26 protein-coding genes and 1 riboswitch are annotated in these 25,429 nt (G+C 68.0%); of the genes, 16 read left to right on the top strand and 10 right to left on the bottom strand.

Annotation, left to right across the window (positions count from 1 at the left end; all coding sequences use genetic code 11):
• The first annotated feature begins 142 nt into the window (after window positions 1–142).
• Window positions 143–310: riboswitch (cyclic di-AMP (ydaO/yuaA leader) on the top strand.
• Both FDA38_RS01410 and FDA38_RS01405 read left to right on the top strand, forming a co-directional pair.
• Entirely contained in the window at window positions 310–1,164 is an 855-nt protein-coding gene (locus tag FDA38_RS01410; protein ID WP_137252248.1) for a C40 family peptidase, read from the top strand. Its footprint overlaps the riboswitch before it by 1 nt.
• A gap of 144 nt (window positions 1,165–1,308) precedes the next feature.
• Complete coding sequence (locus FDA38_RS01405; protein WP_137252247.1) at window positions 1,309–1,545, top strand: hypothetical protein; 237 nt, start codon at window positions 1,309–1,311, stop codon at window positions 1,543–1,545.
• Here the strand turns inward: FDA38_RS01405 and FDA38_RS01400 are convergent.
• Both FDA38_RS01400 and FDA38_RS01395 read right to left on the bottom strand, forming a co-directional pair.
• A complete protein-coding gene (locus tag FDA38_RS01400) occupies window positions 1,542–2,198 on the bottom strand; it encodes a response regulator (protein WP_137252246.1) in 657 nt (218 codons plus the stop codon). The genes FDA38_RS01405 and FDA38_RS01400 overlap by 4 nt on opposite strands.
• Window positions 2,176–3,390: a sensor histidine kinase gene (locus FDA38_RS01395; RefSeq protein ID WP_137252245.1), complete on the bottom strand. Its 1,215-nt coding sequence runs from the start codon at window positions 3,388–3,390 to the stop codon at window positions 2,176–2,178. Before FDA38_RS01395 ends, FDA38_RS01400 begins: the two co-directional genes overlap by 23 nt.
• A gap of 142 nt (window positions 3,391–3,532) precedes the next feature.
• On the opposite strand from FDA38_RS01395, the gene FDA38_RS01390 reads away from it, so the two are divergent.
• The 3 genes from FDA38_RS01390 to FDA38_RS01380 all read left to right on the top strand — a co-directional run bounded on the left by FDA38_RS01390 (window position 3,533) and on the right by FDA38_RS01380 (window position 5,645).
• Window positions 3,533–4,423: an ABC transporter ATP-binding protein gene (locus FDA38_RS01390; protein WP_137252244.1), complete on the top strand. Its 891-nt coding sequence runs from the start codon at window positions 3,533–3,535 to the stop codon at window positions 4,421–4,423.
• A gap of 32 nt (window positions 4,424–4,455) precedes the next feature.
• On the top strand, window positions 4,456–5,265 hold the full coding sequence (locus FDA38_RS01385) for an ABC transporter permease (RefSeq protein ID WP_137252243.1): 810 nt from the start codon (window positions 4,456–4,458) through the stop codon (window positions 5,263–5,265).
• A 194-nt stretch (window positions 5,266–5,459) separates the two neighbouring features.
• On the top strand, window positions 5,460–5,645 hold the full coding sequence (locus FDA38_RS01380; RefSeq protein WP_137252242.1) for a DUF3073 domain-containing protein: 186 nt from the start codon (window positions 5,460–5,462) through the stop codon (window positions 5,643–5,645).
• Window positions 5,646–5,829: 184 nt separating this feature from the next.
• On the opposite strand, the gene purM is transcribed toward FDA38_RS01380, so the two are convergent.
• The 3 genes from purM to FDA38_RS43350 all read right to left on the bottom strand — a co-directional run bounded on the left by purM (window position 5,830) and on the right by FDA38_RS43350 (window position 8,740).
• A complete protein-coding gene (gene purM / locus FDA38_RS01375) occupies window positions 5,830–6,903 on the bottom strand; it encodes a phosphoribosylformylglycinamidine cyclo-ligase (protein ID WP_137252241.1) in 1,074 nt (357 codons plus the stop codon).
• 107 nt (window positions 6,904–7,010) lie between these two features.
• Window positions 7,011–8,573, bottom strand: coding sequence for an amidophosphoribosyltransferase (purF, locus tag FDA38_RS01370; RefSeq protein WP_137252240.1), 1,563 nt, complete (start codon window positions 8,571–8,573; stop codon window positions 7,011–7,013).
• A gap of 44 nt (window positions 8,574–8,617) precedes the next feature.
• Window positions 8,618–8,740, bottom strand: coding sequence for a hypothetical protein (locus tag FDA38_RS43350; RefSeq protein WP_267901731.1), 123 nt, complete (start codon window positions 8,738–8,740; stop codon window positions 8,618–8,620).
• 99 nt (window positions 8,741–8,839) lie between these two features.
• On the opposite strand from FDA38_RS43350, the gene FDA38_RS01365 reads away from it, so the two are divergent.
• Window positions 8,840–9,823: a helix-turn-helix transcriptional regulator gene (locus FDA38_RS01365; protein ID WP_233714458.1), complete on the top strand. Its 984-nt coding sequence runs from the start codon at window positions 8,840–8,842 to the stop codon at window positions 9,821–9,823.
• Between the two features lie 5 nt (window positions 9,824–9,828).
• Window positions 9,829–10,842 carry a helix-turn-helix domain-containing protein gene (locus FDA38_RS01360; RefSeq protein WP_137252239.1) on the top strand — a complete coding sequence of 338 codons (1,014 nt, stop codon included), beginning with the start codon at window positions 9,829–9,831 and terminating at the stop codon, window positions 10,840–10,842.
• Window positions 10,843–11,122: 280 nt separating this feature from the next.
• Here FDA38_RS01360 and FDA38_RS01355 read toward each other — a convergent pair whose 3' ends face one another.
• From FDA38_RS01355 to FDA38_RS01340, 4 genes are read right to left on the bottom strand one after another with little or no spacing between them, the layout of a single operon-like run.
• Window positions 11,123–12,493, bottom strand: coding sequence for an NAD(P)(+) transhydrogenase (Re/Si-specific) subunit beta (locus tag FDA38_RS01355; protein ID WP_137252238.1), 1,371 nt, complete (start codon window positions 12,491–12,493; stop codon window positions 11,123–11,125).
• Window positions 12,490–12,795 carry an NAD(P) transhydrogenase subunit alpha gene (locus FDA38_RS01350; protein ID WP_130387084.1) on the bottom strand — a complete coding sequence of 102 codons (306 nt, stop codon included), beginning with the start codon at window positions 12,793–12,795 and terminating at the stop codon, window positions 12,490–12,492. Before FDA38_RS01350 ends, FDA38_RS01355 begins: the two co-directional genes overlap by 4 nt.
• Window positions 12,792–13,916, bottom strand: a complete 1,125-nt coding sequence (locus FDA38_RS01345) for an NAD(P) transhydrogenase subunit alpha (protein ID WP_137252237.1) — start codon at window positions 13,914–13,916, stop codon at window positions 12,792–12,794. The genes FDA38_RS01350 and FDA38_RS01345 overlap by 4 nt, the downstream gene beginning before the upstream one ends.
• Before the next feature lie 43 nt (window positions 13,917–13,959).
• A complete protein-coding gene (locus tag FDA38_RS01340) occupies window positions 13,960–15,294 on the bottom strand; it encodes a dipeptidase (protein WP_137252236.1) in 1,335 nt (444 codons plus the stop codon).
• A gap of 117 nt (window positions 15,295–15,411) precedes the next feature.
• Between FDA38_RS01340 and FDA38_RS01335 the strand changes: the two genes are divergently transcribed.
• Window positions 15,412–16,347, top strand: coding sequence for a hypothetical protein (locus FDA38_RS01335; RefSeq protein ID WP_137252235.1), 936 nt, complete (start codon window positions 15,412–15,414; stop codon window positions 16,345–16,347).
• On the opposite strand, the gene FDA38_RS01330 is transcribed toward FDA38_RS01335, so the two are convergent.
• Complete coding sequence (locus FDA38_RS01330; RefSeq protein WP_137252234.1) at window positions 16,344–17,759, bottom strand: serine/threonine-protein kinase; 1,416 nt, start codon at window positions 17,757–17,759, stop codon at window positions 16,344–16,346. The two genes, FDA38_RS01335 and FDA38_RS01330, sit on opposite strands and share 4 nt — an antisense overlap.
• 166 nt (window positions 17,760–17,925) lie before the next feature.
• Here FDA38_RS01330 and FDA38_RS01325 point away from each other — a divergent pair, with 166 nt between their 5' ends.
• The 8 genes from FDA38_RS01325 (at window position 17,926) to FDA38_RS01290 (ending at window position 25,428) form a co-directional block, all read left to right on the top strand.
• Complete coding sequence (locus FDA38_RS01325) at window positions 17,926–19,083, top strand: hypothetical protein (protein WP_137252233.1); 1,158 nt, start codon at window positions 17,926–17,928, stop codon at window positions 19,081–19,083.
• Window position 19,084: 1 nt separating this feature from the next.
• Window positions 19,085–20,320 (top strand): hypothetical protein, encoded by a 1,236-nt coding sequence (locus tag FDA38_RS01320; protein WP_137252232.1) that lies wholly within the window; start codon window positions 19,085–19,087, stop codon window positions 20,318–20,320.
• 55 nt (window positions 20,321–20,375) lie between these two features.
• Complete coding sequence (locus tag FDA38_RS01315; protein WP_137252231.1) at window positions 20,376–21,107, top strand: metallophosphoesterase family protein; 732 nt, start codon at window positions 20,376–20,378, stop codon at window positions 21,105–21,107.
• Window positions 21,108–21,124: 17 nt separating this feature from the next.
• The gene (locus tag FDA38_RS01310; protein WP_137252230.1) at window positions 21,125–22,249 is read left to right on the top strand and encodes a histidine kinase; all 1,125 of its coding nucleotides are present in this window, start codon (window positions 21,125–21,127) and stop codon (window positions 22,247–22,249) included.
• Between the two features lie 9 nt (window positions 22,250–22,258).
• A complete protein-coding gene (locus FDA38_RS01305) occupies window positions 22,259–23,005 on the top strand; it encodes a LytR/AlgR family response regulator transcription factor (RefSeq protein ID WP_137252229.1) in 747 nt (248 codons plus the stop codon).
• The gene (locus FDA38_RS01300) at window positions 23,002–23,382 is read left to right on the top strand and encodes a hypothetical protein (RefSeq protein ID WP_137252228.1); all 381 of its coding nucleotides are present in this window, start codon (window positions 23,002–23,004) and stop codon (window positions 23,380–23,382) included. The genes FDA38_RS01305 and FDA38_RS01300 overlap by 4 nt, the downstream gene beginning before the upstream one ends.
• Window positions 23,383–24,921 carry a sodium/solute symporter gene (locus tag FDA38_RS01295; protein WP_137252227.1) on the top strand — a complete coding sequence of 513 codons (1,539 nt, stop codon included), beginning with the start codon at window positions 23,383–23,385 and terminating at the stop codon, window positions 24,919–24,921.
• 174 nt (window positions 24,922–25,095) lie between these two features.
• The gene (locus tag FDA38_RS01290) at window positions 25,096–25,428 is read left to right on the top strand and encodes a DUF485 domain-containing protein (protein ID WP_137252226.1); all 333 of its coding nucleotides are present in this window, start codon (window positions 25,096–25,098) and stop codon (window positions 25,426–25,428) included.
• Window position 25,429 lies beyond the last annotated feature (1 nt).

Below are 25,429 nucleotides of genomic sequence, written 5' to 3'. Positions count from 1 at the left end.
CTGATCCGTCAGATGCCCTCTCAGAGGCATTCGGGAGGGTCTTTGTGGATCTGAGGGTTTGCGTCGTGATCATCCTGTTATACAGTCGTCGGCGGTTCGGTAAACAACACGAACCGCACGTGGGTCAACGCCGAGCCCTGCCAGGGCCCATGTGCTCCCCTCGAAAACCATGGCAGGGGTGGGGGACCCAGGAAGTTGGGTCTCGACCGTGAGTGGTCGAAACCCTGGGGTGAAGTCCGCGGGAGCGGACCGGGCTATGAATCCCAGCCCGAACCCGACAGCTAACTTCACAGGCGTCGGGAGACAACCATGCCCGTCACTGCCCGACGGACGTCGCTTTCGCGCGCCGTCAGCCAGCTTTCCAGTACCGACCGGCCTACCGGCCGGACCCTGGCGAAGCACCGTAGGACCACCAGCAAGCCCGCGGCGCCCCGTGCCGCAGCCGCCGTACTCTCGGTCGGCCTCGCTGTCGCCGGTGGAGCCGCCCTCAGCATCGGCACCACCCCGGCGACCGCGTCCGCGGCCACCATGACCGCTGCTCAGCAGCGCGGCCACATGAGCATCCCGAGCCGGCCGTTGCTCCGGTTCCGTGACTCCGGCCCGACCGTCAAGTACGTGCAGCGTGCGCTGCACCTCGGCCCGGACGGCTACTTCGGCTCCAGCACCGTTCGCGTGCTGAAGAAGTTCCAGGCGTCCTGGGGCCTGAAGGCCACCGGCTACATGGACAAGAACACCTGGGGCCGGCTCACCTGGGCCGCCAAGCACAAGGTGCTCTACGGCAAGTACGGCGCCAGCGCATCGAGCGGCACCACCACCTTCCGGGCCAAGGTGCTCCGGGAGGCGGCCAAGCTCAAGGGCACGCCGTACCGCTACGGCGGCACGACCACCCGCGGCTTCGACTGCTCCGGCTACACCGGCTACGTGTACAAGAAGGCCGGCCACAAGCTGCCGCGCACGTCGCGCCAGCAGTACAGCGCGACCAAGCACATCAGCCGCAAGGCCGCCAAGCCGGGTGACCTCGTGTTCTTCCGCAGCGGTGGCGGCGGCGTGTACCACGTCGGCATCTACGCCGGCGGGAACATGCTGTGGCACGCCTCGAAGCCGGGTCGTCCGGTCGCCAAGGCGAAGATCTGGACCAGCAGCGTGGCCTTCGGCCGCATCTGAGTCCTGACCGGCGGCGCCCTTCCCCCCATCGGGTGCCGCTGGTCGTCAGCGTCCTATCCCCCCAGGCACGCTGGCCATGAAACCGGTCCGAGCCGTCGATCCCCCACCCCTCCGACGGCCGGGCCGGTTTCCTATTCTTGGGGAGTGAAGGCACTGACCGGGCTGCTGTGGGTCGTCACGCTGGCGACAGGTTTCTACGGCACGGTCAAAGGCGTGTCCGAGAAGGCGCACGCCACCGGGAAGTCCTTCTGGCGCGTCTTCTTCTCCGGGCAGGAGAACTTCATCTGGCACAGCGCGCCGGGGTGGTACTACCCCGTGTTGATCGCGCTCACCGTCGTTACCGTGGCCGTCACCGCTTGGTACTTCTTCTCCCGCGACTAGTCGTCGAGCAGACCGGCTTCGTACGCCAGGATCGCCATCTGCACGCGGTTGGTGGCATCGAGTTTCACCAGCGCCCGCGAGACATGCGCCTTGACGGTGGCCTCGCTCATGAAGAGCTTCCGGCCGATGTCGGCGTTCTGCAGGCCGCGGCCGACCTCGACCAGCACCTCCCGCTCGCGTTCGGTGAGCTTGCTGATCCGCTCGCGCGCCACCCGTCGCCGGTCCGTCCGCGGGTCGCCGGCGAAGTGCCCGATCAGCCGCCGCGTCACCGCCGGCGACAGCATCGCGTCCCCGGCCGCGACGACCTTGATGGCCTGGACCAGCTCGCGCGGTGGCGTGTCCTTGAGCAGGAACCCACTGGCTCCCGCCTGCAAGGCACGGAACACGTAGTCGTCCAGGTCGAAGGTCGTCAGTACGACGATCTTCGGCGGATCCGGCAGCGCCTGCACCTCCCGCGTCGCGGCCAGCCCGTCCAGTCGCGGCATCCGGATGTCCATCAGTACGACGTCCGGCCGGTGCTCCTTCACCATCGCCGCGGCATCCGCGCCGTCGTCGGCCTCGGCGACCACCTCGAGCTCGTCGTCGGACTCGAGGATCATCTTCAGCCCGGCCCTCACCAGCGCCTCGTCGTCAACGATCAGCAGCCGCGTCATCGTTCCCCTTCATCGCTTCGTCCAGGAGCACAGGCTCGGCATCTTGCTTGCGGTCGTCCCACGGCAGCCAGGCCTCGACCCGCCAGCCGCCTTCGATCGTCGGCCCGGTGGTCAGTCGGCCACCGACCAGCTGCACCCGCTCGCGCAGCCCGACCAGGCCCGCACCGGCGCCAGGCAGCAGTGAACCAGCAGCCACCGGTCGTACGTTCGTCACCCTCACCGTCACGCCCTCACCGCGAGCGCCATCGACCAGTACTTCGGTCGCCGCGCCGCGCGCGTGCTTGTGGACATTGGTCAGCGACTCCTGCACCAGCCGATAGACGGTCCGCCCGACCGAATCCGGTACGTCGTCCGGCAGCGCAACGTCGTACCCGACGGTCACGCCCGCGTCGCGGGAGGCCTCGATCAGGCGCTCCAGATCGGCCGCCTGCGGCACCGGCGCCAGGTCCGCACCGGCCACGCTGACGTCGGTCCGCAGTACGCCGAGAACCTCGCGGAGGTCCTCCATGGCCTGCCGTGCGGTCTCGCGGATGAGCTTGGCCGAGCCTTCGACCTTCTCCGCGCCGACGGCCGGGTTCACCTCGAGACCGCCGGCATGCAGGGCGATCAGCGAGACCTTGTGGGCGAGGACGTCGTGCATCTCCTGGGCGATCCGGGCGCGCTCGCCCAGCCGGGCTTGCTCGCTACGGAGCTCGCGCTCGGCCTCGGCGCGCTCGGCCCGGTCCCGCAGCGATGCCATCAGGTCGCGACGAGCGCCGACGTACGCACCGACGGCTATCCAGGCGCCGACCAGGAACGGGCCGGTGAAGATGGACACCCAGATCGAGCCTTTGCCACCCCAGGTGTTCAGGACATAGGCGGCGTACGACGCGAGGCCGAGGATCGCCAGCGCCAGATCGCGGCGACGGATCGAGAGCGTCAGCAGGGCGAGGCCCATCGGGACGAAGATCCCGCCGGTCAGCATCGCGACAACGGTGAGAGCTGTGACCGTGACGGGGAAGCGGCGACGCCAGAGTAGGGCGACGGAGGCAACAATGCCCGCGCCCAGGACGTACCAGTCCTTGGCGGTCCAGTGACCGCCGGACGCGGCCTGCGCGACGATCGTGAGCAGGCTGAAGGCGACGTACAGGAAGTCACGCACGCGCGCGGCATGCCTGACCCACCAGGCGTACCACCGGCGCAACCGTCGCATTCCGTCACTGTAGTTCGACGGTCGACGCGATCACGTCCCCCTTCCGGGTGGGTTCCGGGCCGCTTCGGACAACTTTCGTAGGGGGTGACCGCAGCCGCTCGTCCGATGTGCGGGAGGGGTCGGTGACGGTTGACTCGATGTCATGATCACCGTCGAGAACCTGACCAAGCGCTACGGCAGCACCACGGCTGTCCAGGACGTGTCGTTCACCGTTCAGCCCGGCAGCATCACCGGCTTCCTCGGCCCGAACGGCGCCGGCAAGTCGACCACGCTGCGGATGCTCACCGGCCTGACGCCACCGACCTCCGGCACCGCGACCATCACCGGCAAGCGGTACGCCGACCTGCCGAACCCGGGCCGGGTCGTCGGAGTCATGCTGGACGCCGCTGCGCAGCACCCGGGCCGGACCGGCCGCGAGACGCTGCTGCTGAACGCCAGCCTGCTCGGAGTGCCGAAGACGCGCGCCGACGAGATGCTCGAGGCGGTCGGACTCAGCCACGCCGCGAAGCGCCGCGTCGGTCAGTACTCGCTCGGCATGCGGCAGCGGCTCGGCATCGCGGCCGCGCTGCTCGGCGACCCCGCCGTACTGATCCTCGACGAGCCTGCCAACGGGATGGACCCGGAGGGCATCCGCTGGATGCGCGGGCTGCTGCAGGACTTCGCCGCTCGCGGCGGCACCGTGATCCTGTCCAGCCACCTCCTCGGTGAGGTCCAGGCGACCGTCGACCGCCTGGTCGTCATCGGCGGCGGCCGGATCGTCGCCAACGGCTCGCTGGACGAGCTGCTCGCCGGGACCGGCACGCTGGTCCGCGGCCTCGACCTGATCGGCCTGAACGAGGCCCTGACCGCGGCCGGTCTGAACCTCGAGCCGCTCTCCGACGGCTCGCTGCGCGTCGACGCCACCGCCGAGCAGGTCGGGCGCGCCGCCGCCGCTGCCGGTCAGATCCTGATCGAACTCCGCCAGAGCGACGGCGCCGGCCTGGAGGACCTGTTCTTCCAGCTGACCGCGGCGCCCGCCGCCGTGGCCGCCTGATCACACCTACTTCTCTTCAGGAGCTCATCGCTATGACCACCGTGACCGAAGACGTCCCGACCACCGCACCGGCCAAGCACCGGGCCGAGGTAGCCACCGCGCTCCCGCCCGCCCGCGGCCAGTCTTTTCTGAAACTAGTTGCAATCGAACTACGCAAATCCGTCAACACCCGGAGCGGCCGCGTCCTGATCGCCGCGATCCTGCTGGTCGCGCTGGCTGCGCTGGCCTGGCAGATCACCCACCTGCCGCAGGGAGCGGCCGGCTTCGACGGCTTCCTCGGCGCCGCATCCACCGGCGTCATGCTGCTGCTGCCGGTGATCGGCGTGATGGCGATGACGTCGGAGTGGACCCAGCGGACCGCGCTGACCACGTTCACGCTGTCTCCGCGCCGGGTCCGGGTGCAGCTGGCCAAGTTCGTCTCGGCCGTCGTGCTGAGCGTGGTCGTCATGACCGGGGTCGTCGCGCTGGCGCTCGCCAGCACTGCGCTCGCCGGTGGAGTCACCGACCACGCTGCGTCGTACGCCGGACTGGGCGGGCAGCTCGCCGGGGCCTACCTGACTGTGGCCCTGAACGTCGTGATGGGTGCCGCGTTCGGTGCGGTCATCCCGCAGACCGCGGTCGCGATCCTGGCCTTCTTCATCGCGCCGACCGCATGGTCGCTGGCCGGGCCGGCGCTGTTCAAGGACAACGCGAACTACCTGGACGTGTTCGGCGCACTCGGCCGGATCGCGGAGCGCGATCTGCACGGGATGGTGCCCGAGACGCTGACCGCGGTCGGGGTCTGGATCGTGCTTCCGACCATCGTCGGACTGTGGGCTAGCTCACGTCGCGAGGTGAAGTAGCGGGGCCGGACGCGGTGGGGCGGGCCGGTTAGAGGGGATCGGCCCGCCCTATCGATGCTGTGATCGGACCTCTGGACGGGGGCGGTGCGTGTGTCGATCCCGCGCTCCGGGTATCCTTGAACCACGATTACTGACGACTGATCCGTGGGCGCCACGCAGCGTACCCGGTTGACTTGTGCGAGGGGGTCGACGCTATGGGGCGCGGCCGTGCAAAGGCCAAGCAGACGAAGGTCGCACGCGACCTGAAGTACCGCACCTGGGACACCGACTTGGACCAGCTCAAGCGTGAGCTGTCCGGTGACCAGGGTGGCGACCGTTCTGCAAACGGCGAGAACGACGGCGACGACTACGACGCCGACGACTACCACCCCCGTCGGTAAGCAACATCAGCCCGGCTGAGCTGCTCAGCGCCCATCGGGGTGCCTGAGCAGTTCACCGTGCGTCCGACGAGTTCCATCACACCAGCACCACCTGTGGCGGATCAGCGGTCGTAGCTGCCCGAGGCGTCGGACAGCTCGTTCCAGAGCCGCTCCCAGGTGGTGCTGGGATGCACAGCCGGTCGGCTTACTTGGCGTACGCGCCTTCCAGTGCGACGGTGCCGCCGGGAGCTGCGGTGACCTCACCGCATACCCAGGCGGGGATGTCGCGGGCGGCCAACGCCTGGATCGCCGCATCGGCGGCCGACGGGTCGAGTACTGCGACCATGCCGGCGCCCATGTTCAGCGTCTTCTCCAGCTCGGGCAGTGCGACATCGCCCAGCAGTCCGACGAGCCCGAAGATCGGCGCCGGCGTCCAGGTCGACCGGTCGATCCGGACCGACAGCTCGGCCGGGATGACCCGCGCCAGGTTCGCCGCGAAGCCGCCGCCGGTGATGTGCGACATCGCGTGCAGCGGGCGGTCCTCGCCGTCGTTCAGCTCCTGGATCAGCTCCAGGCAGTGCTTGGCGTACACGCGTGTCGGCGTCAGCAGCACGTCGCCCAGCGTCGTACCGAGCTCCGGCACCTCACGGTCCAAGGTCCACTTCGCGCGGTCGAAGAACACGTGCCGGACCAGGCTGTACCCGTTCGAGTGCAGTCCCGACGACGCCATCGCCAGTACGACGTCCCCCGCGCGCACCCGCTCCGCGCCGAGTACCTCGTCCGCCTCGACCACACCGGTCGCCGCGCCGGCCACGTCGTACTCATCTGCTTTCAGCAGACCCGGGTGCTCGGCCGTCTCGCCGCCGACCAGCGCCGTGCCGGCCTCGACGCAGGCCTCCGCGATGCCCTTCACGATCTGCGCGATCGTCTCCGGGACCACCTTGCCGGTGCAGATGTAGTCAGTCATGAACAGCGGCTCCGCGCCGCACACGACCAGGTCGTCGACGACCATCCCGACCAGGTCGAACCCGATCGTGTCGTGCTTGTCCAGCTTCTGCGCGATCGCGACCTTGGTCCCGATCCCGTCCGTCGACGTCGCCAGCAGGGGCCGGCGGTACGACGTCAGGGCGGTCGCGTCGAACAGGCCGGCGAATCCGCCGAGCCCACCGACCACCTCGGGGCGGGTCGCCTTCGCCACCCACTCCTTCATCAGCTCGACGGCCCGGTCACCGGCCTCGATGTCGACCCCAGCGGCGGCGTAGCTCGCCCGTTCGCTCACGTTCTCTCCTCGATACGACAGCTGTCCGGCCGGTACGGCGTACTTCCGGCGTCACCCGCCCAGTCTGACGGACCGGCTGACACACCACGCCGACCGGTCCGGACGGGCTACGGCCGGCTGAGCGCGTCGGCCGCGCCGCCACCACCGGAGATCGTCGCCAACCCGTCCACGTCGGTCCGCGCCGGCTCCTCGAGCAGGTGCTTGCCGAGCTGCTCGGGCTCCGGCAGTGCGACCGGGTAGACGCCGTCGAAGCAGGCCCGGCAGAGCCGCTCCTTCGGGACCGTCGTCGCCTCGACCAAGTTGTCCAGGCTGATGTACCCGAGCGAGTCGGCGCCGAGCGAACGGCAGATCTCCTCGGTGTTCAGCCCGTTGGCGATCAGCTCCGCGCGGCTCGCGAAGTCGATGCCGTAGAAGCACGGCCACTTCACCGGCGGCGCGGTGATCCGGACGTGGATCTCCTTGGCGCCGGCCTCGCGCAGCATCCGGATGACGGCGCGCTGGGTGTTGCCGCGGACGATCGTGTCGTCGACGACGACCAGGCGCTTGCCCTCGATCACCTCACGCAGCGGGTTCAGCTTCAGGCGGATGCCGAGCTGGCGGATCGTCTGGCTGGGCTGGATGAACGTGCGGCCGACGTACGCGTTCTTGACCAGGCCGGAACCGTACGGGATGCCGGACTCCTCGGCGTACCCGATCGCGCCCGGGGTGCCGGACTCGGGGGTCGCGATCACCAGGTCGGCGTCGGCCGGGTGCTCCTGGGCGAGCTTGCGGCCGATCTCGACGCGGGTCGAGTAGATCCGCTGGCCGGAGATCTGGGTGTCCGGGCGGGCCAGGTAGACGAACTCGAAGAGGCAGCCCTTGGGGTCCGGCTCGGCGAACTTGGTCGAGCGCAGGCCGTCGGCGTCGATCGCGACGATCTCACCGGGCTCGACCTCACGGATGAAGGAGGCGCCGACGATGTCGAGGGCGGCGGTCTCGCTGGCGACCACCCAACCGCGCTCGAGTCGGCCGAGGACCAGCGGACGGATGCCCTGCGGGTCGCGGGCGGCGTACAGGGTGTTCTCGTCCATGAAGATCAGGCTGTACGCACCCTTGACCTTCGGGAGGATCTTGGCCGCGGCCTCTTCGATGGTGAGGTCCGGGTAGCCGGCCAGCATCGAGGTGAGGATGTCGGTGTCGGACGACGCACCGTGCTTGGCGTTCGCCTTCGCGTGGTCGACGTCGGCGTCGAGACCGAGATCCAGGTCACCTTCGCCGTTCAGACTGGCGGCAAGCTCGCTGGTGTTGGTCAGGTTGCCGTTGTGGCCGAGCGCGATCGAACCGGTCGCCGTGGACCGGAACGTCGGCTGCGCGTTGGCCCACACACTGGAACCAGTGGTCGAGTACCGGCAGTGGCCGATCGCGATATGCCCGCGGAGCGAGGCAAGAGTCGCCTCGTCGAACGCCTGGCTGACCAGCCCCATGTCCTTGTAGACCAGAATCTGCGACCCATTACTGACCGCGATCCCCGCCGACTCCTGCCCCCGGTGCTGCAACGCGTACAGACCGAAGTAGGTGAGCTTGGCAACCTCTTCACCGGGCGCCCAAACCCCGAACACCCCACAAGCATCCTGCGGACCCAGATCCTGCGGGTCGAGTTCATGAGTAAGCCGACCATCGCCACGAGCCACACCCACAGTCTACGGGACGCCGAAGCGCCCCATGACCGCACCGACTACCAGCAGAGTCCTGCAGCGTTGCAGCTCGGCTCGCTGCCACCAGCCGCGGACGCCGGGAGGGCGGCGGCCGCTGCGACGAACAGAGCCGAACTGACTACGATCAGCAGCTTCTTGATCACACCTTGTCCTTTCGGAAATAATTCACAACCACTGTCGAGTGCTCTTTATTGACGCACTCTGTATATGGTCGGTTCCGACTAGCTCTGAAGGAGAAGTACGTGCTCGAGCCGCTGGGGGTGGACGAAGCCACCTTTGCGGTCTATCACGCCCTGCTCAACCACCCAGACAGTACGCCTGACCAGATTGCCGCGCTAGTTAATCTCTCGGCGACCGAGGTTGCGGAACTGATGGAGAAGCTTCGACACCTCGAGCTTCTCGTGCCTACGTGGACGAACCCCGATGGCGAACATGCCGTGCATCCGCGAGTGGGACTCACAGGCCTCGCAGAGCGGCGCCGTGCCGAGCTCGGCAGATTGATGAGCGAACTGAAGGATGCAGAGGCATCTGCCGAGGTCATTGCGGAGCAGTACAACGAACTGCTCACCTCTCGGAGCAGCGGCGATGTCGAGGTGCTCAAGGGGCGCGCCAACGCGTCCCGCAGGATCGAGGAGCTCGGCCTCAAGGCTAGGGAGACGTTCTGGGGTCTGCTGCCCGCGCACGTCGATGAGGCTGTCCAACCGCTGGAACGCTCGCCAGATCTACCGCTGCTGGAGCGAGGACTCCGGATGCGGACGGTATATCTGCAAAGCATGACCACGTCGAAGCAGGCGATGGATTACGCGGCGATGATCCACCGCCTGGGCGGCGAGGTCAGGGCGACCCCGACGATCCCCATGCGCCTACTGATCTTCGACCAGGAGATCGCCGTCATGCCGATGGATCCGGCAAACCCGACCGCCGGCGCGGTGATCCACCGGAGTCCGGCAGTCGTGTCAGTTGCCTTGGCACTCTTCGACGCCTACTGGTCTCGGGCAAGTGACCTCTTCGACCCAGACGAGCGCGACAACGACGCCCCGCTCACCCCGCACGAGGCCGAGGTACTGCGCCTTCTCGCCGGCGGGGCCAAAGACGAGCAGGTCGCTCGCCTCCTAGGCATCTCCCTCCGCACCGCGCGGCGCATCACCGCCAACCTCTCCGAACGCCTCGACGCCGCCAGCCGCTTCGAGCTCGGGGTGGCCGCGGCGAAGCGCGGCTGGGTCTGACGGCGTTGTTCGACTCTTCTGGGCTCACGGAGGAGTTGCTTGCGGTCTACCGGACGTTGCTGCAGAAGCCGGAGCTCGGGCGCGGCTCGCGGTTGAGTGAGCTCGCCGCCGAGCTACACCAGACCGAGAACGAGACGGCCCGCGACCTGCAAACGCTGCGAGAGCTTGGCTTCCTCGTGCCGAGCTGGATCGAGGGCGTGGAGTACCCGCTGGATCCGTCGCTCACCTTCGGGCGACTCGCCGCGCGTCGACAGCAGGAAATCGAGGCGTTGAGCAACGAACTGCGGTCGGACCAACTCGCCGCAGACAGATTCACGGCCGACCTGGCGAATTTCCTCGTGCAAAGAACAACGCGCGACGTCGAAATCCTCGAAGGTCGCGCACTCGCCAACCAGCGAATGCAACGCTTCAAGCCTAAGAAATCAATCTGGGGGATAAACCAGGCTGATCGGGTCGTGAACATGGATCCTCACGTTTTACCCGACCGACCGCATTTGGAACGCGGTATCGAAATACGATACCTCTACTCGGAGGCCTTCTGGAAAAGGCCCGGAGCGCCCGAGTTCGTACATCTTCTTACCAGCCTGGGCGGAACTGTTCGAATCGCGCCGTCAGTTCCGTTCAGGTTGGTCATCTTCGACGACGAGTCCGCGGTCATGGGGATCGACCCCGATGACCATACGGTCGGCGCGGTCGTGCACCACAGCCGCGCCGTTGTGCGCCTGGCGATGGAGCTGTTCCTCAGCATGTGGGACCGAGCCATGGACCCGCTCAACGAGGAGCGGTGGGCCAAGGAGGGCGGCATCAACGCTCAGGAGGCTGAATTCCTCAGGCTCCTGGTGCACGGCGCGACTGACGAGCAAGTTGCTCGGAAACTTGGTGTGTCTATGCGGACCGTGCGGCGGATTGCCGCGAAGCTCAGTGAGCAAGTTGGGGCTTCGGGGCGGTTTGAGTTGGGGGTTCGGGGCGGCTCAGCGGGGGTGGGTGGATTAGCCCCAGTCCCAGGCTCGGGGTGGTGAGGGTGGGCAGGGCATAGTTGTCTCCTCTGGGGCGGAAGGGGAGAGGGAAAAGGCGGGGTGCCTGGCTCAACCTCTCGGGGTGGGAAAAGTGAAACAGAGGGGTGGAGCCAGGGGCAACGAGAGGGTGTGGCCGGGGTAGGTCGTTGACCGGGGGTGGCCATGGGGATGCGATCTACTTACCGGCCTGGACCGGCTGGGGGAATTTCGGGCAGGAAGGTGCCAGATGGTTGCGGGGAAAGGCGCGCCTGTGGTTTAGTACGCGCCTTTTCGCATGTGATCCTCAGACCGTCTTCAATGCGGCCAGCAGCTTGGTCAGCGAGTCCCGGGCGTCGCCGAACAACAGCGTGGTGCGCGGGTCGTAGAGGAGTTCGTTCTCGATGCCGGCGAAGCCGGGGCGCATCGAGCGTTTGAGGAAGATGACTCGCTGGGCCTCGTCCGCGTTCAGGATCGGCATGCCGTAGATGGGGGCCGACGGGGTGTTGCGAGCCGCGGGGTTGACCACGTCGTTTGCGCCGACGACCAGTACGACGTCCGTCGTCTTGAAGTCGCCGTTGATGTCGTCCATCTCGCGCAGCTGGTCGTACGGAACCTGCGCCTCGGCCAGCAGCACGTTCATGTGACCAGGCATCCGACCCGCGACCGGGTGGATCGCGTAGTCGACCTTCACGCCGCGGGCCTGCAGCTCCTCGACCAGATCACGCAGGGTGTGCTGCGCCTGCGCAACGGCGAGACCGTACCCAGGCACGATGATGACCTTGTTCGCGTACCCGAGCAGGATCGCCACGTCCTCCGGCCCGCCCGAGATCACCGGCCGCTCGGACGCCGTAGTGGCGCCCAGCGTCGATCCACCTCGGATCGCGCCGAAGAGGATGTTGAACACGGACCGCCCCATCGCGTCCGCCATCAGCTTGGTCAGCAAGGTACCGGCGGCGCCGACGAGCGTGCCCGCGATCAGCAGCAGCGTGTTGCCCAGCACGTATCCGCTCGCGGCCACCGTCAGGCCGGTGAATGCGTTCAGCAACGAGATGACGATCGGTACGTCGGCCCCGCCCACCGGCAGCACCAGCATCACGCCGATCGCGAGACCCACGAGGCAGAGCAGTACGCCGACCCACACGCGCGGGTCCGACACTAGCCACACGCTCAGCGCGACCCCGCCCAGGATCGACGCGATGAACAGCACCGGCAGCCCCGGGAACGTCACCGGCCGGGTCGTCATCAGCTCCTGCAGCTTGGTGAACGTGACCACCGATCCGGAGAAGCTCACCGCCCCGACCAGGATCGTGAACGCCGAAGCGATCGCCGCCACAGTCGCGTCGGAGGAGACCTCGTCGAGCTCGAGCAGTGCGACCAAAGCGGCCGCGCCGCCGCCGACACCGTTGAACAAGGCAACGAGCTGCGGCATCTGCGTCATCTGCACCCGGCGCGAACCGACCACACCGCCGATGGTGCCGATGATCAGCGCGATCAGGATCGGCGCCAGGTGGTTCGGCTTGTACGCCGCGAACGTGATGATTACCGCGAGCACCGCACCCGCGGCGCCGATCAGGTTGCCGGTCCGGGCGCTGCGCGGCGACGAGAGTGCCTTCAGCGCGACGATGAAGCAGACCGCGGAGACCAGATACCCGATCTGGGCCCAGGTGGGGATCACTTGTGCAGCTCCTTCTTACGAGCCCCCGGACCTTTGAACATCTCCAGCATCCGGTCCGTGACCACGAACCCGCCGACCATGTTCACGGTCGCGAGTACGACGGCCAGCAGCCCGACGATCACCACGATCACGGAGTCGGCCGCACCGGTGACGATGATGGCGCCGACCAGGATCACGCCGTGGATCGCGTTCGCACCGGACATCAACGGCGTGTGCAGCGTCGAGGAGACCTTGCTGATCACCTCGACCCCGACGAACGCCGCCAGCACGAAGATCGTGAGGAGTGCGATGGACTCGGTCACTGGGGATGTCCTTCCAAAAGCTGGCGCGTTGGCTCGTGGAGCACGCTGCCGTCATGGGTGACGCAGCAGCCGCGGACGATCTCGTCGTCGAAGTCAGGATCGAAGGCGGCGTTCCGGGTCATCAACCGGATCAGGTTGGCGATGTTCTGCCCGTACAGCCGTGACGCCGGCCCGGCCATCTGCGACGGCACGTTGGCGCCGCCCCAGACGAGCGCCTCGCCGATCGTCAGCTCGGTCCCGGCGACGGATCCCTCGACGTTGCCGCCTTGCTCGGAGGCCAGATCGACCACGACCGATCCCGGCTTCATCTGCTCGACCATCGAGCGCGTCACCAGCATCGGCGCAGTCCGGCCCGGTACGGCGGCTGTGGTGATGAGCGCATCCGCAGCAGCGATGTACGGCGTGAGCAGTTCGCGCTGGAGCTGTGCGCGTTCCGGGGTCATCTCGCGGGCGTATCCGCCGGGTCCGTCGAGCGTGCCCAGCTCGAGCTCGATCGGTACGGCGCCCATCGACGCGATCTCCTCGGCGGCCGCAGTACGGACGTCGTACGCCTTGACTACCGCGCCGAGGCGCTTGGCTGTCGCGATCGCCTGCAGACCGGCGACACCGGCTCCGAGTACGACGACCTGCGCCGGCGGGACTGTGCCGGCCGCGGTCATGTTCAGCGGGAAGAAGCGCGGGAGCCGTTCGGCGGCGACGATCGCGGCCCGGTATCCGGCGACCAGCGCCTGGGAGGACAGCGCGTCCATCGACTGCGCCCGGGAGATCCGTGGGATCAGCTCCATCGCGAACGCGGTCAGCTTGGCCCGCGTGGCGGTACGGACCACATCCGGCGGGTTGGTCGGCAGGAACGACATCAGCGCCGTACCGGCGTGCAACCGCTGCAGACGCTCGCGTTCCAAGGGCTGGACCGAGGCCACGAGCGTGGCCGCGTGGTCGGCGCCCCAGGCCACTTCGGCGCCGGCGTCGCGGTACTGGTCGTCGGAGAACAGCGCGCGTTCACCGGCGGCCGGCTCGACCGCGACCTCGTAGCCGAGCTCGATCAGTTTCGCGACTTGTTCCGGCACCAGCGCGACCCGGCGCTCCGCCGGTCTCGTCTCCCGTACGACTGCGATCTTCACTCGCCGAAACCTATGCCAAACACTGGGTCGCCGGAAAGCCCGGTCATGCCTGGTTGGCCAGGTTCTGAAGGAGAAGTGCTTCGGCCAGGCAGACCTTGGTGAACTCGGCGAGGTGCAGGCCCTCGTCGATTCCGTGGGCGCGGGTGTCCGGATCCTCGACGCCGGTGACCAGGATCGTTGCCTCCGGGAACGTCTGCTGGAACTCCGCGATGAACGGGATCGAGCCGCCCATCCCCATGTCGATCGGGTCGACACCCCAGGCGGTCTTGAAGGCCTCCCGGGCCGCTTCGTACCCGGCGCCGCGCGCGTTCACGCTGCACGGCTGGCCGTTCTGGCCCTCGGTCACGGTGACCTGCGCACCCCAGGGCGCGTGGTTCTCCAAGTGTTCACGCAATGCTGCACTGGCCTTGATCGCGTCGTCGCCGGGCGCGACCCGCAGACTTACCTTGGCCCGCGCGACCGGCACCAGCGTGTTGCTGGCCTCCGCGACGGACGGCGCGTCGATCCCGACCACCGCAACGGCGGGCCGGGTCCACAGCCGATCCACCAGCGAGCCCGAACCGGTCAGCCGAACGGAATCGAGCACCGACGACTCGGCCCGCAGCCGGTCCTCCGGGTACACGACGTCCGCTGCCCGCGACGCGTGCAGCCCGTCGACCGCAACATCGCCCTTGTCGTCATGCAGGGTCGCAAGCAGCCGGCACAGCGCCGACAGCGCATCCGGGATCGGCCCGCCGAAAAGACCTGAATGTACGGCGTGATCGAGCGTCCGGACCTCGACGTACGCCTCGACCAGGCCGCGCAGCGAAACGGTCAGGGCCGGCGTACCGACCTCCCAGTTACCCGAGTCGGCGATCACGATCGCGTCGGCGGCGAGGTCCTCGGAGTACTCGTCGAGCAGCTGCAGCAGGGTCGGCGAGCCGATCTCCTCCTCACCCTCGACGAAAACTGTCACGCCCACCGGCAGATCGTTGCCGAAGGCCCGTACGGCGGCGAGGTGCGCGGCGATCCCGGCCTTGTCGTCGGCGGCGCCCCGCCCGTACAGCCGGTCGTCGCGCTCGGTCGGCTCGAACGGGTCCGAGGTCCACTGCTCAACCGGTCCGGTCGGCTGGACGTCGTGGTGCGCGTACAGCAGTACGGTCGGCTTGCCGGCCGGGGCCGGCTTCTTCGCGATCACCGCAGGCGCGCCGTCGCCGGCGCGGACGATCTTCACCGTGAAGCCTTCGGCCTCGAACAGCGCGGCGGTCGCTTCGGCGGACCGCTGGACGTCGGCCGCGCGGGCCGGTTCGTAGCTGACCGACGGGATCCGGATGAGGTCCTCGAGGTCGGCACGGACGCTGGGCAGAACGCGGTCGATCGCCGCGGACAGATCGGTCATGCGACAACCGTACGGCGTCCGTTTGCCGATCCGACGCCCGGTGAGCCCTCGCTTGTTACTCATTGGCGATCTACTCTGAAATTCTCGTAGGTTTCCGCCCAACCTCCAGAGGTCACCATGCGCATTCTCGCCATCTCGACCGCCCTCATCACCACAGCCGCCGCCCTCACCACGGCCCTGCCGGCGAACGCGGCGATCAGCTGCGACACCGCCACCACCGGCGGGGCCACCTTCTACGACGGGCCGTCGGCGTCCAAGAAGTACGACGCCCGGTTCAGCAACAGCGCGAGCATCCCGAACCTCAGCACGTACACCCCGCAAGGCGCGGGCACTTGGTACAACTGGGACGGCTCCGGCAAGAACCTGCTCCTCGTCGCGGCGTACCGCGAAGGCGCCGACTCCGAGATCTACGGCATCGACCCGTCCACCGGCTCCACGGTCGGCGTGGTCGCGATCGCCGAGTCACACGTCGGCGGGATCGCCGTGAGCAAGGGCTGGGCGTTCGTGGCCGGCCAGGGCAGCAGCATCCGCAAGTACCGGCTGACCGACCTACGCGACGCCCTGAAGGCAGCGGGTACGCCGTACCTCGCACAGGTCGGTACTGCGCGCGACGTCGCCGGATCGTCCTTCATCGGGACCTATGGGGACTCGCTGTTCGCCGGGACGTTCAACGACACCGGCCGCGGGACCATGTACGAGTACAAGATCGCCGACGACGGCACGCTGACCACTCAGGCCGGTGCGTGGGAGATCCCGACCAAGACACAGGGTCTGACCGTCACGGCGAACCACTTCATCTACAGCACGTCGTACGGCCGTGGGAACCGCAGCAACATCTACGTGGTGAAGCGCGGCCAGAAGGACCTCGACGCGGCCGCACTGAGCTGCTTCCGCGCCCCGAGCATGACCGAGGGCTTCACGGAGTACAACGGAACCGCGTACCTGGTCTACGAGTCCGGCTCGTACCTGTACGCATCGGACCCGGCCACGCTGAACGTCATCCCCCGCATGCACAAGGCATCGATCTCGTCGCTGACGTCGCTGGTGCCTTAAGGCTGGTACGCCGCCGAGTCGAGCACGCTGGTCCGGGTCTTGTCGTCGGATGCCCGCACCTGGATCCGGAGCAGCGTGCTGTCGTTCACCTTCCGATACTGCTCGACCACCGCGGGATTCGAGTCGCAGGTGTAATTGAAGGTAACCGTCGTCTGACCGGTGTTCGTCGTGCCCGCAGTGCATCCGGCCGGCGCGGTGCCAACCGTCGGCAGGCTGCTCGCAGGCACCAGTCCGACGAACACGCCCTCGATCTTCGGGTCGTTCTGCCACGCCGCCGTGTTCGTGCTGACCACGAGCGCTTGGGTGGAGTCGACGGCCTTCTGCTTCCACGCGCGCGGGACTTCCACCGACAGCGGTTTGTCGTCCACCTTGATCGGGCGGGTCAGAACGTACTCGTACCCGCCGTACCCACCAGCTGCTGCGAGGACCAGCGCCACGAGCGTTGTGATCACCACAGCCCGCCGGCGCCGCTTGGGCTTTACCGGGACAGTTGGCTCGTTGGAGCTGGCCAGTGCGGTCGCCTGGTCGACCGGTGCGGCTGCTGGCGCCGGTGCGGGCATCTCCGCCGCCGGCACCAAGCCAGCCGGCACCTTGCCCGTGGTGTGCGCCTCACGCAGCGCATTGAGGAAGCTGTCGAGGTCAGGCCAGCGCTGATCGCGGTCCGGTTCCAGAGCACGCCGTACGACGACGTCGATCGCGTCCGGTACGTCCTCGCGCAGCGTGGTCATCGACGGCGGCGGGGCGTCGATCTGCATCACGGCACCGAGGCTGGCGACGCCATGCGGTGCCTGTCCGGTGAAGGCAGCGTACGCGACCGCTCCAAGCGAGTAGAGGTCGGCACGGTGGTCCAGCCGGTCGCCCATGACTTGTTCGGGAGCGACGTACGCCGGAGTGCCGCCGGGCATCGTGATCCGCGACACCTCGGCCAGCGACTTGCCCAGACCGAGGTCGGACAGCATGGCGCGGTCACCGGCAGCAGAGTCGGTGCGGAAGAGCACGTTGGCCGGCTTCACGTCGCGGTGCAGTACGCCGCGCGCATGCAGGTGTTTCAGGCCGCGGCCGACCTGTGTGATGATCCGGACCGCCTCGCCGAACTCGAGCGGCCCGGCCTTGATCCGCTCCGCGAGCGTCCCGCCGTCGGCGTACGTAAGGACCATGAACGGCCGCCCGTCGTCGGCCTCGCCGATGTCGTGTACGCCGACGACGTACAGCGAATCGACCTTGCGCAGAAACCGGCCTTCGGCCAGGAAGCGACGGCGGACGTCCTCGTCCTCGACCCAGTTCTCGGACAGGATCTTGACCGCGACCTCGGCGTCCAATTGCTCGTCCCGGGCCAGCCAAACGGTCGCGAAACCTCCGGCACCCACCCGGCGGACCAGGGAGTACCGGCCGATCCGGGGTGGCTGGTCCATGGCGCAATTATGCTCGATCCCTCCTGCGACCCGTTCGCTGGAGTGAACAAACCGGTGTTTCCCGACGTCACATCTCCCGACAGCGGGCCCTGAGGGCCGCTCGGCCGTGGTCCGCCGCACGGTCCGGATCAACCGTGCCAAGACCATGTTCGATAGGAGATCGCCGATGCGAGTGCAGAACGGCCGCCTGGTCGCCCTCGTCGCAGCCGTCGCCGTAGCCGCGATCGCGGGCGGCGGCGCCCTCGCCTACCGCCAGGGCCCGCAGACCGCCGAGGCCGAGGCCGCCCCGCTCTCCACCTCCCCGTCTCCCGTCACCAGCAAGCCCGTGACGTCCAAGCCGACGCCGTCCACTTCATCGACGCCGAGCAGCACCCCGTCGTCGACCGGACCGCTGAAGACCAAGATCGTCCTGAACAAGCTCCCCATCGGTCGCGCGCCGCAGATCGCGTACCTGACCGGCCGGACGATCCGCGGCGGCGCCGGCGGTGACATCAAGGTCCCGGGCACTGCCGAGATCCAGGAGGTCGCCCGGCTCGGCTCCTCGGGACTCGCCGTCGTCACCAAGGGCTACGGCACCGAGATGCTGACCATCGACACCGACGGCAAGGTCATCGCCCGGACCCCCGACATCACCCAGATCGTCACCACCGACGACGGCAACGGCGCGGCGTACGTCGGCTCGCGCCTGAAGGACACCGGTGAGGAGACCGGCGTGACGACGTTCTACGCCGAGCAGGCCCAGGGCCAGACAGAGGTCCAGAAGGTCACCATGCCGAACATCTGGAACGCAGCGCTACTGGGCTACCTCAACGGCAAGGTCTATTTCGACGCGTCGAAGACCCAGGACGGGACCTCCACCCTGTACGAGTGGACGCCCGCTCAGTCGAAGGTGATAACGATCGACTCGGTCCCGAGCGCCATGGCGGTGTCCAGCGTCGGTACGGCGGGCTCGCTGACCACGCTGGCCGACCAGAACAGCTGTAGCAGTCTCCTGACGGTGCCGGCAGGCAAACGGCTCTGGCGCACCTGCGACTACCAGATCGTCGGTTTCACCCCCGACGGCGCGACTGCGATCGCCGGTCCGATCTACCAGGACGGGTACGGCAACGGGATCGCAGCTGTTCTGGACGCCAAGAAGGGCACACTGCTCCACGAGTGGTCCGGAGTGTTCCGCCAGTGGGTCCCCGAAGACGACCAGCACCTGCTGCTCCTCGCCGACACCGGCCAGGAGACAGCTGCCTCGATCATCCGCTGCACGGTGTCGACCGGCGCCTGCGAACTCGCCACGCCGCTCGCCAAGGGCGCACTACTGATCGGGGACTGAGTTGACGACTCCGCCGAAGCGACAGCTGAACGGTCGCCTCATCGCTGTCGTAGCGGCCACCGCAGTCGCTGCTGTTGCTATCGGTGGAGCCCTCGCCTACCGCCAGGGCCCCGAGTCAGCCTCCTCGACCCTCGCCGCGCCGCTGGGCGGCACCCCGAGCCCCACACCGGCTCCGACGCCGTCAACCACACCATCGCCGACCCCGATGCTCACCTCGACTCCGGTCGTGGTGCCCACCCAGACCCCGAAGCCGAAGCTGTCGCTGAGGCCCAAGTCGACTACTCCCGAGGCTCCCTCCGGCCCGGTCGCTCTCGAGGCGGCCAAGTTGACGCAGGGCCGGGATCCGCAGCTGGCCTATCGCTTCGATCGCACAGTGCTGGGCGCCGGTAAGGAGCTGAAGGTCCCGAGCAACGGGAGCCTGATGGAGGTCGCCCGCCTGGGCAGCAGCGTGCTCGCAACGACCTCCGGCGGCGACCTGCTCAAGGTCGGCTCCAGCGGCGCAGTGGTCAGCCGCACGCCGCATGTCATGACCCTCGCCGGGACAGCCGACCAGTCGGCCGTTGCGTACGCCACCACCCCACCCGTGGTCGTCGGACAGCAGACGTACGGCGCGACGCTCTACGCGGACAACGGCTCCTCGGTGAAGTCGCTGGATCTCCCCGACGCGCAGAGCATCTACGTGCTCGCATATACGAAGGAAACGATCTACTACAAGGCTTCCGTCAAGGGCGCTGAGACAACCCTCAAGCTCTACTCGTGGACGCCGGGTGCCGCCAAGGCCACTCCGGTGAAGACGGTCACCGGCGACGCGATGGCTGTCTCGCAGGACGGCCGTCTGGCGTCCGCACTGCCTGCGAACAACACCGGTGACGGCTGCTCGACAGTCGTCGAGATCGCGACCGGCAAGAAGCGGTTCAAGACCTGCGACTACCGAGTCATCGGGTTCACCCCCGACGGCTCGGTCGCGATCGCGACACCGGCGTACGGCGACAGCTACTGCAGCAACGTCATCACGGCGCTGGACTCGCGCACCGGGGACGTCAAGCGCCAGTGGAGCGGCTGTTTCTACGAGGCCACCGCCGAGGACGAGCAAAACCTGCTGATGGTCGCCGTCGTGGCCGGCGGCGGTCAGGATCCCAACACGAAGAGCACGGTCGTGCGCTGTTCGCTCGACACCGCAACCTGTGAACGCGCGACCGGGATCGTCGCCGCCAAGCAGATCGACTTCGCCCGCTGATCTGCTCTGAGCAGATGTCCCTTTGCAGCAAGGGTTTTGGCGGCAGACTGCGGGTATGACGACGGTTGCCGTACTGGCTGACATTCACGGGGTGCTGCCTGCGCTGGAGGCGGTTCTGGCCGACGCTCAGGACGCTGATGTGATTGTGCTCGCCGGGGACATCGCCAGCGGGCCGCAGCCGGTCGAGACGCTGGATGTGCTGACTGCGTTGGGCGATCGGGCGGTGTGGGTGCGCGGCAATGCGGACCGAGAGCTGGTGGAGATGGCTCGGGGGACGTACGACGCCGAGCCGCCGGATGCGGTGAGTCCGTGGGCCGCGGAGCAGCTGCGGCCGGACCAGGTCGAGCTGCTGGCCGGGCTGCCGACCACGGTGACGCTCGGGGACGTGCTGTACTGCCACGCCACTCCACGCGACGACGAGGAGATGGTCCTGGTCGACAGTCCGATCTCACGATGGTCCACAGTGTTCGACGGGCTGCCGGCTGATGTCAGGACGGTGGTGTGCGGTCACACCCACATGCCGTTCGCCCGGCAGGTCGATCGGCGTCTGGTGGTCAACGCGGGCAGTGTCGGCATGCCGTACGGCGCACCTGGTCCGAGCTGGGCGCTCCTGACCGAAGACGGCGTACAGCTGCGTCGGTCCGCGCTCGACGCTGCCGCGGCGGCGGAGCGGATCGTGCGTGAGTCGGCGTACCCAGGACGTGAGGCGTGGGTTGCGGAGTACCTGCTGAGCACGTACTCCGACACGGAGGCGCTGGAGGCGTTCAGGCCGCGTGCGGAGGGCTGAGCGGTTACCGTCAGGGGGTGTTCACCCGGCGGAGGAAGCATTTCGGGACTCCGGCCGACAAGGCGACGTATGCGACCCTGCATACCGCCTCGTTGGCCAGCCCGCACCTGCGCGAAGGCCTGACACCCGCAGCTGCAGGTAAGGCGAGCCGTCACCTCAGAGACCTTCTCGGTACGGCGGCCATCGCGATCTGCGACTCGTCCGGCGTGCTGGCGTGGGACGGCGTCGGTGGACCGTACGAGAGCAACCACCGCCGTGACGCCAAGGCCCTCGCCGCGCCGACGCTCCGCTCGGGCCGAACCGCAGTACTAGGTGCGCATGACGTGGCCTGCGGCGATCCGCAGTGCCCGATCCGTACGGCGGTGGTCGCGCCAATCGTCACCGAGGAGCGCGTGGTCGCCGTACTGGTCGCGTACAGCAACAACACCTCGGCTGCCCTGGTCAGAGCGACCGAAGAGGTCGCGCGGTGGGTCTCCGGTCAGGTGGAACTCGCTGAGCTCAACAAGGAACGCACGCGGGCCATGGAGGCCGAGCTGCGTGCGCTGCGGGCTCAGATCAGCCCGCACTTCATCTACAACGCTCTGGCCGCCATAGCGTCGTTCGTCCGCACAGATCCGGAGCGGGCGCGTGAACTGCTGCTGGAGTTCGCGGACTTCTCCCGGTACGCACTGCGGCGTGGCGGCGAGTTCACCACGCTGGCCGACGAGCTGCGCAACGTGGAGCGCTACCTGGTGCTGGAACAGGCCCGCTTCGGTGATCGGCTCAAGGTGTCGCTGCAGATCGCGCCGGAGGTGCTGCCGGTGGTCATCCCGTTCCTGGTCGTCCAGCCGCTGGTGGAGAACGCAGTGCGCCATGGACTCGAGGCAGGAGCCGGATCGATCACGATCCGTGCACGGGACCGGATCAACGAGGCGGAGATCAGCGTGGAGGACGACGGCGCCGGCAGCGACCCTGAGGTGATCCGGGCCGCGCTCTCCGGCGAGACCGGCAGCGACTCGGTCGGCCTGGGCAACGTCGACGCCCGCCTGCGCCAGGTGTACGGCGACACGTACGGCCTGGTCGTGGAGACAGCACTGGACGCCGGCACGAAGGTAACTTTCCGCATCCCCAAATACTCCTCAGGAGTGCATGCCTCGCCCTAGGGTGAGGGCATGGCCGACACTCCGCTGCGCGCCCTCGTCGCGGACGACGAGGAGCCCGCCCGCGCCGAGCTGGTGTACCTGCTGAGCCAGGACCCCCGGATCGGCCCTATCCAGACGGCATCCGACGGCCCGGAGGCGCTGAAGATCCTGCAGGCCAGCGACCTGGACGTGGTGTTCTGCGACATCAAGATGCCCGGTCTGGACGGCATCGACCTGGCCAGCGTGCTGTCCAAGTTCCGCCCCCCGCGCCCGCGGATCGTCTTCGTCACCGCGTACGACGAACACGCCGTGGCCGCCTTCGAGCTCGACGCGGCCGACTACGTCATGAAGCCGGTCCGGGCCGAGCGCCTGGCCGAGGCGGTCCGCCGGGTCGTCACTGCGGGCGCACCGGCCGCACTGCAGTCGCCGGACGACACCGAGGACGAGACGATCTCGGTGGAGCTCGCGGGCGTCACCCGGTTCGTCCAGCGCTCCACAGTCCGGTACGTCGAAGCGCAGGGCGACTACGCCCGCCTGCACACCGGCCAGAACTCCCACCTGGTCCGCATCCCGCTCAGCACTCTGGAGGAGCGCTGGCGAGACGCAGGCTTCACTCGGATCCACCGCAGCACGCTGGTCGCGCTGGCGCACATCGACGAGATGCGCGTCGACGGCGGCCGGTGCGCGGTCCGGGTCGGCGGCGACTGGCTCCCGGTCAGCCGACGGCACACCCGCGAGCTACGCGACCTCCTGGTCCGATCGACGTCGTTGCGATGAGTACGCCGGAGGGACCGCGTCGGGTCCGCGTCACCAGTCCGCGGACCAGCGCGGCCCGGCGTCCGATCATCCCGACCGGCACCCGCGAGATCGACGAGCAGACCCGGCTCGGTGAGATCTACATGCTCTCGCTGGTGCAGTCCCAGCTCCGGCTGACGCTGGCAGTCATCGGCGTCGTACTGCTGGTCCTCGGTAGCATCCCGCTGCTCTTCTGGCTCGTCCCGCCGGTCCGAACCCTGTCCATCTTCGGCCTGCCACTGCCCTGGATGATCCTCGGCATCCTCGTCTACCCGGTCGTGTACGTCGCCGCACGCATCTACGTCCGCAACGCCGAGCGGATCGAGGCCGAGTTCACCGAGTTCGTGGGTCGGCAATAGATGTCCTCGGCAATCAGTTTGAGCGCGATCGGATTGGTGGTCGCGGCAACGATAGGGATCGGGCTGTTCGGGCTGCGGATCTCGCGGACCACGAGCGACTTCTACGTCGCCAGTCGCGCCGTCAGCCCGCGCTGGAACGCGTCGGCGATCAGCGGCGAGTACCTCTCGGCCGCGTCGTTCCTCGGCGTCGCCGGACTGGTGCTGGTCAACGGCGCCGACATGCTGTGGTTCTCGGTCGGCTACACGGTCGGCTACCTGATGCTGCTGGTCCTGGTCGCAGCTCCCCTGCGCCGATCCGGTGCGTACACCTTGCCTGACTTCGCCGAGACCCGCTTCGAATCCCCTTTGGTACGGCGGATCTGCGCCGGTCTCGTGGTCGGCATCGGGACGCTCTATCTCCTACCGCAGCTGCACGGCGCCGGTCTCGCCGTACAAACCGTCACCGGAGCACCGCCGCAGGTCGGGGCGATGATCGTCGCGGTGATCGTGGTCATCAACGTCGCCGCCGGCGGGATGCGGTCGATCACGTTCGTCCAGGCTTTCCAGTACTGGCTCAAGCTGACAGCGTTGGCCACTCCAATCTTCGTGATCCTGCTCATGTGGCGCCAGCCCACCGGCGTACTCGACTCGTTGCACGGCGCGGCGGCCGCCTGGGCGGAACCGTTGTCTCGCGCGGGCGGTCGCGACCATCCGTTGTACGCGACGTATTCGTTGCTCTTGGCCCTTTGTTTCGGGACGATGGGGCTGCCGCACGTCCTCGTCCGGTTCTACACGAACCCGGACGGGCGCGCGGCCCGGCGTACCACCGTAGTCGTCCTGGCGTTGCTCGGTCTGTTCTACCTCTTCCCGCCGATGTACGCCGTGCTCGGGCGGACGTTCGCGCCTGACCTCGTGGCGAGCGGCGGGGACACCGTCGTACTCGAACTGCCGGGGCGAGTTTTCCCTGGTACAGCAGGGGATCTACTCGGTGCGTTGGTCGCGGCGGGGGCGTTCGCGGCGTTCCTGTCGACGTCGTCGGGGTTGACCGTCGCGATCGCCGGGGTGATCGACCAGGACCTGTTGCGGAGCCGGTTGCGCGAGTGGACCGGCGGCGATTACGTGGCGGTGAACAGCTTCCGGATCGCGGCACTGATCGCGATGATCGTGCCGTATCTGGCGTTCACCGTGACGGGTTCGTTGAGCCTCGCGGACACCGTCGGACTGGCGTTTGCCCTTGCTGCGTCGACGTTCTGCCCGTTGCTGGTACTGGGGATCTGGTGGCGGCGGATGTCGACTACGGGCGCCGCGGCCGGGCTGATCGTCGGCGGGATCGCGGCCAGCGCTGCCGCTCTGATCAACGTGGCCGGCGCACCTCAGGGCGGTTGGCCGCGGGCGCTCGTCGGGCAGCCGGCCGCGTGGACGATGCCGCTCGCGTTCCTCACCGTGATCGTGGTCTCGAAGCTCACCCCGGACCGCATCCCGGCCGGGACCGCCCGCAGCATGGTCCGCCTGCACACCCCGGAGGCCGTCGACGTGGACCGCGGTCTGCCACCGCGCTGAGACCGCTCGTCGTGTGATTCCTACCGCTCGGCGCAGCCGAGTGATCCACCGGACGACTGGTCTGCTCCGCTGAGCGCTCGATGCGCGCCGGTGCTGTCGAAGCATCGTGACCCAGGCCACAGTACGACGTGCCCGGCCTCTTCCGCCCGGCTCGATCCACCTGGAGGCTCGCCGATGAGTGATACGCGCGATCCGGACCTGACGACGTACCGGGATGTCCAGCTGTCGCCGGACTTCTCCGAACTGCGTCGCAGGTTCCGGCGGTTCGTGTTCCCGATGACCGCACTGTTCCTGGTCTGGTACTTCGTCTACGTCCTGCTCGCCGCCTACGCGCACGGCTTCATGTCGCACAAGGTCGGCGGCAACATCACCGTCGCCCTGCTGTTCGGGCTCGGCCAGTTCGTGTCGACGTTCGCGATCACGCTGATCTACGTCCGCTGGGCCGACCGCCGGCTCGACCCCGACGCGGCGAAGCTGCGCCGCCAGATCGAGGGAGAACTGCAGTGAC

The sequence above is a fragment of the Kribbella jiaozuonensis genome, from assembly GCF_005233875.1.
In the GTDB taxonomy this organism is placed as follows: Bacteria; Actinomycetota; Actinomycetes; order Propionibacteriales; family Kribbellaceae; genus Kribbella; species Kribbella jiaozuonensis.
Note: the sequence above shows the minus strand (reverse complement) of the source record. Positions and strands in the feature narration are given on the sequence as shown.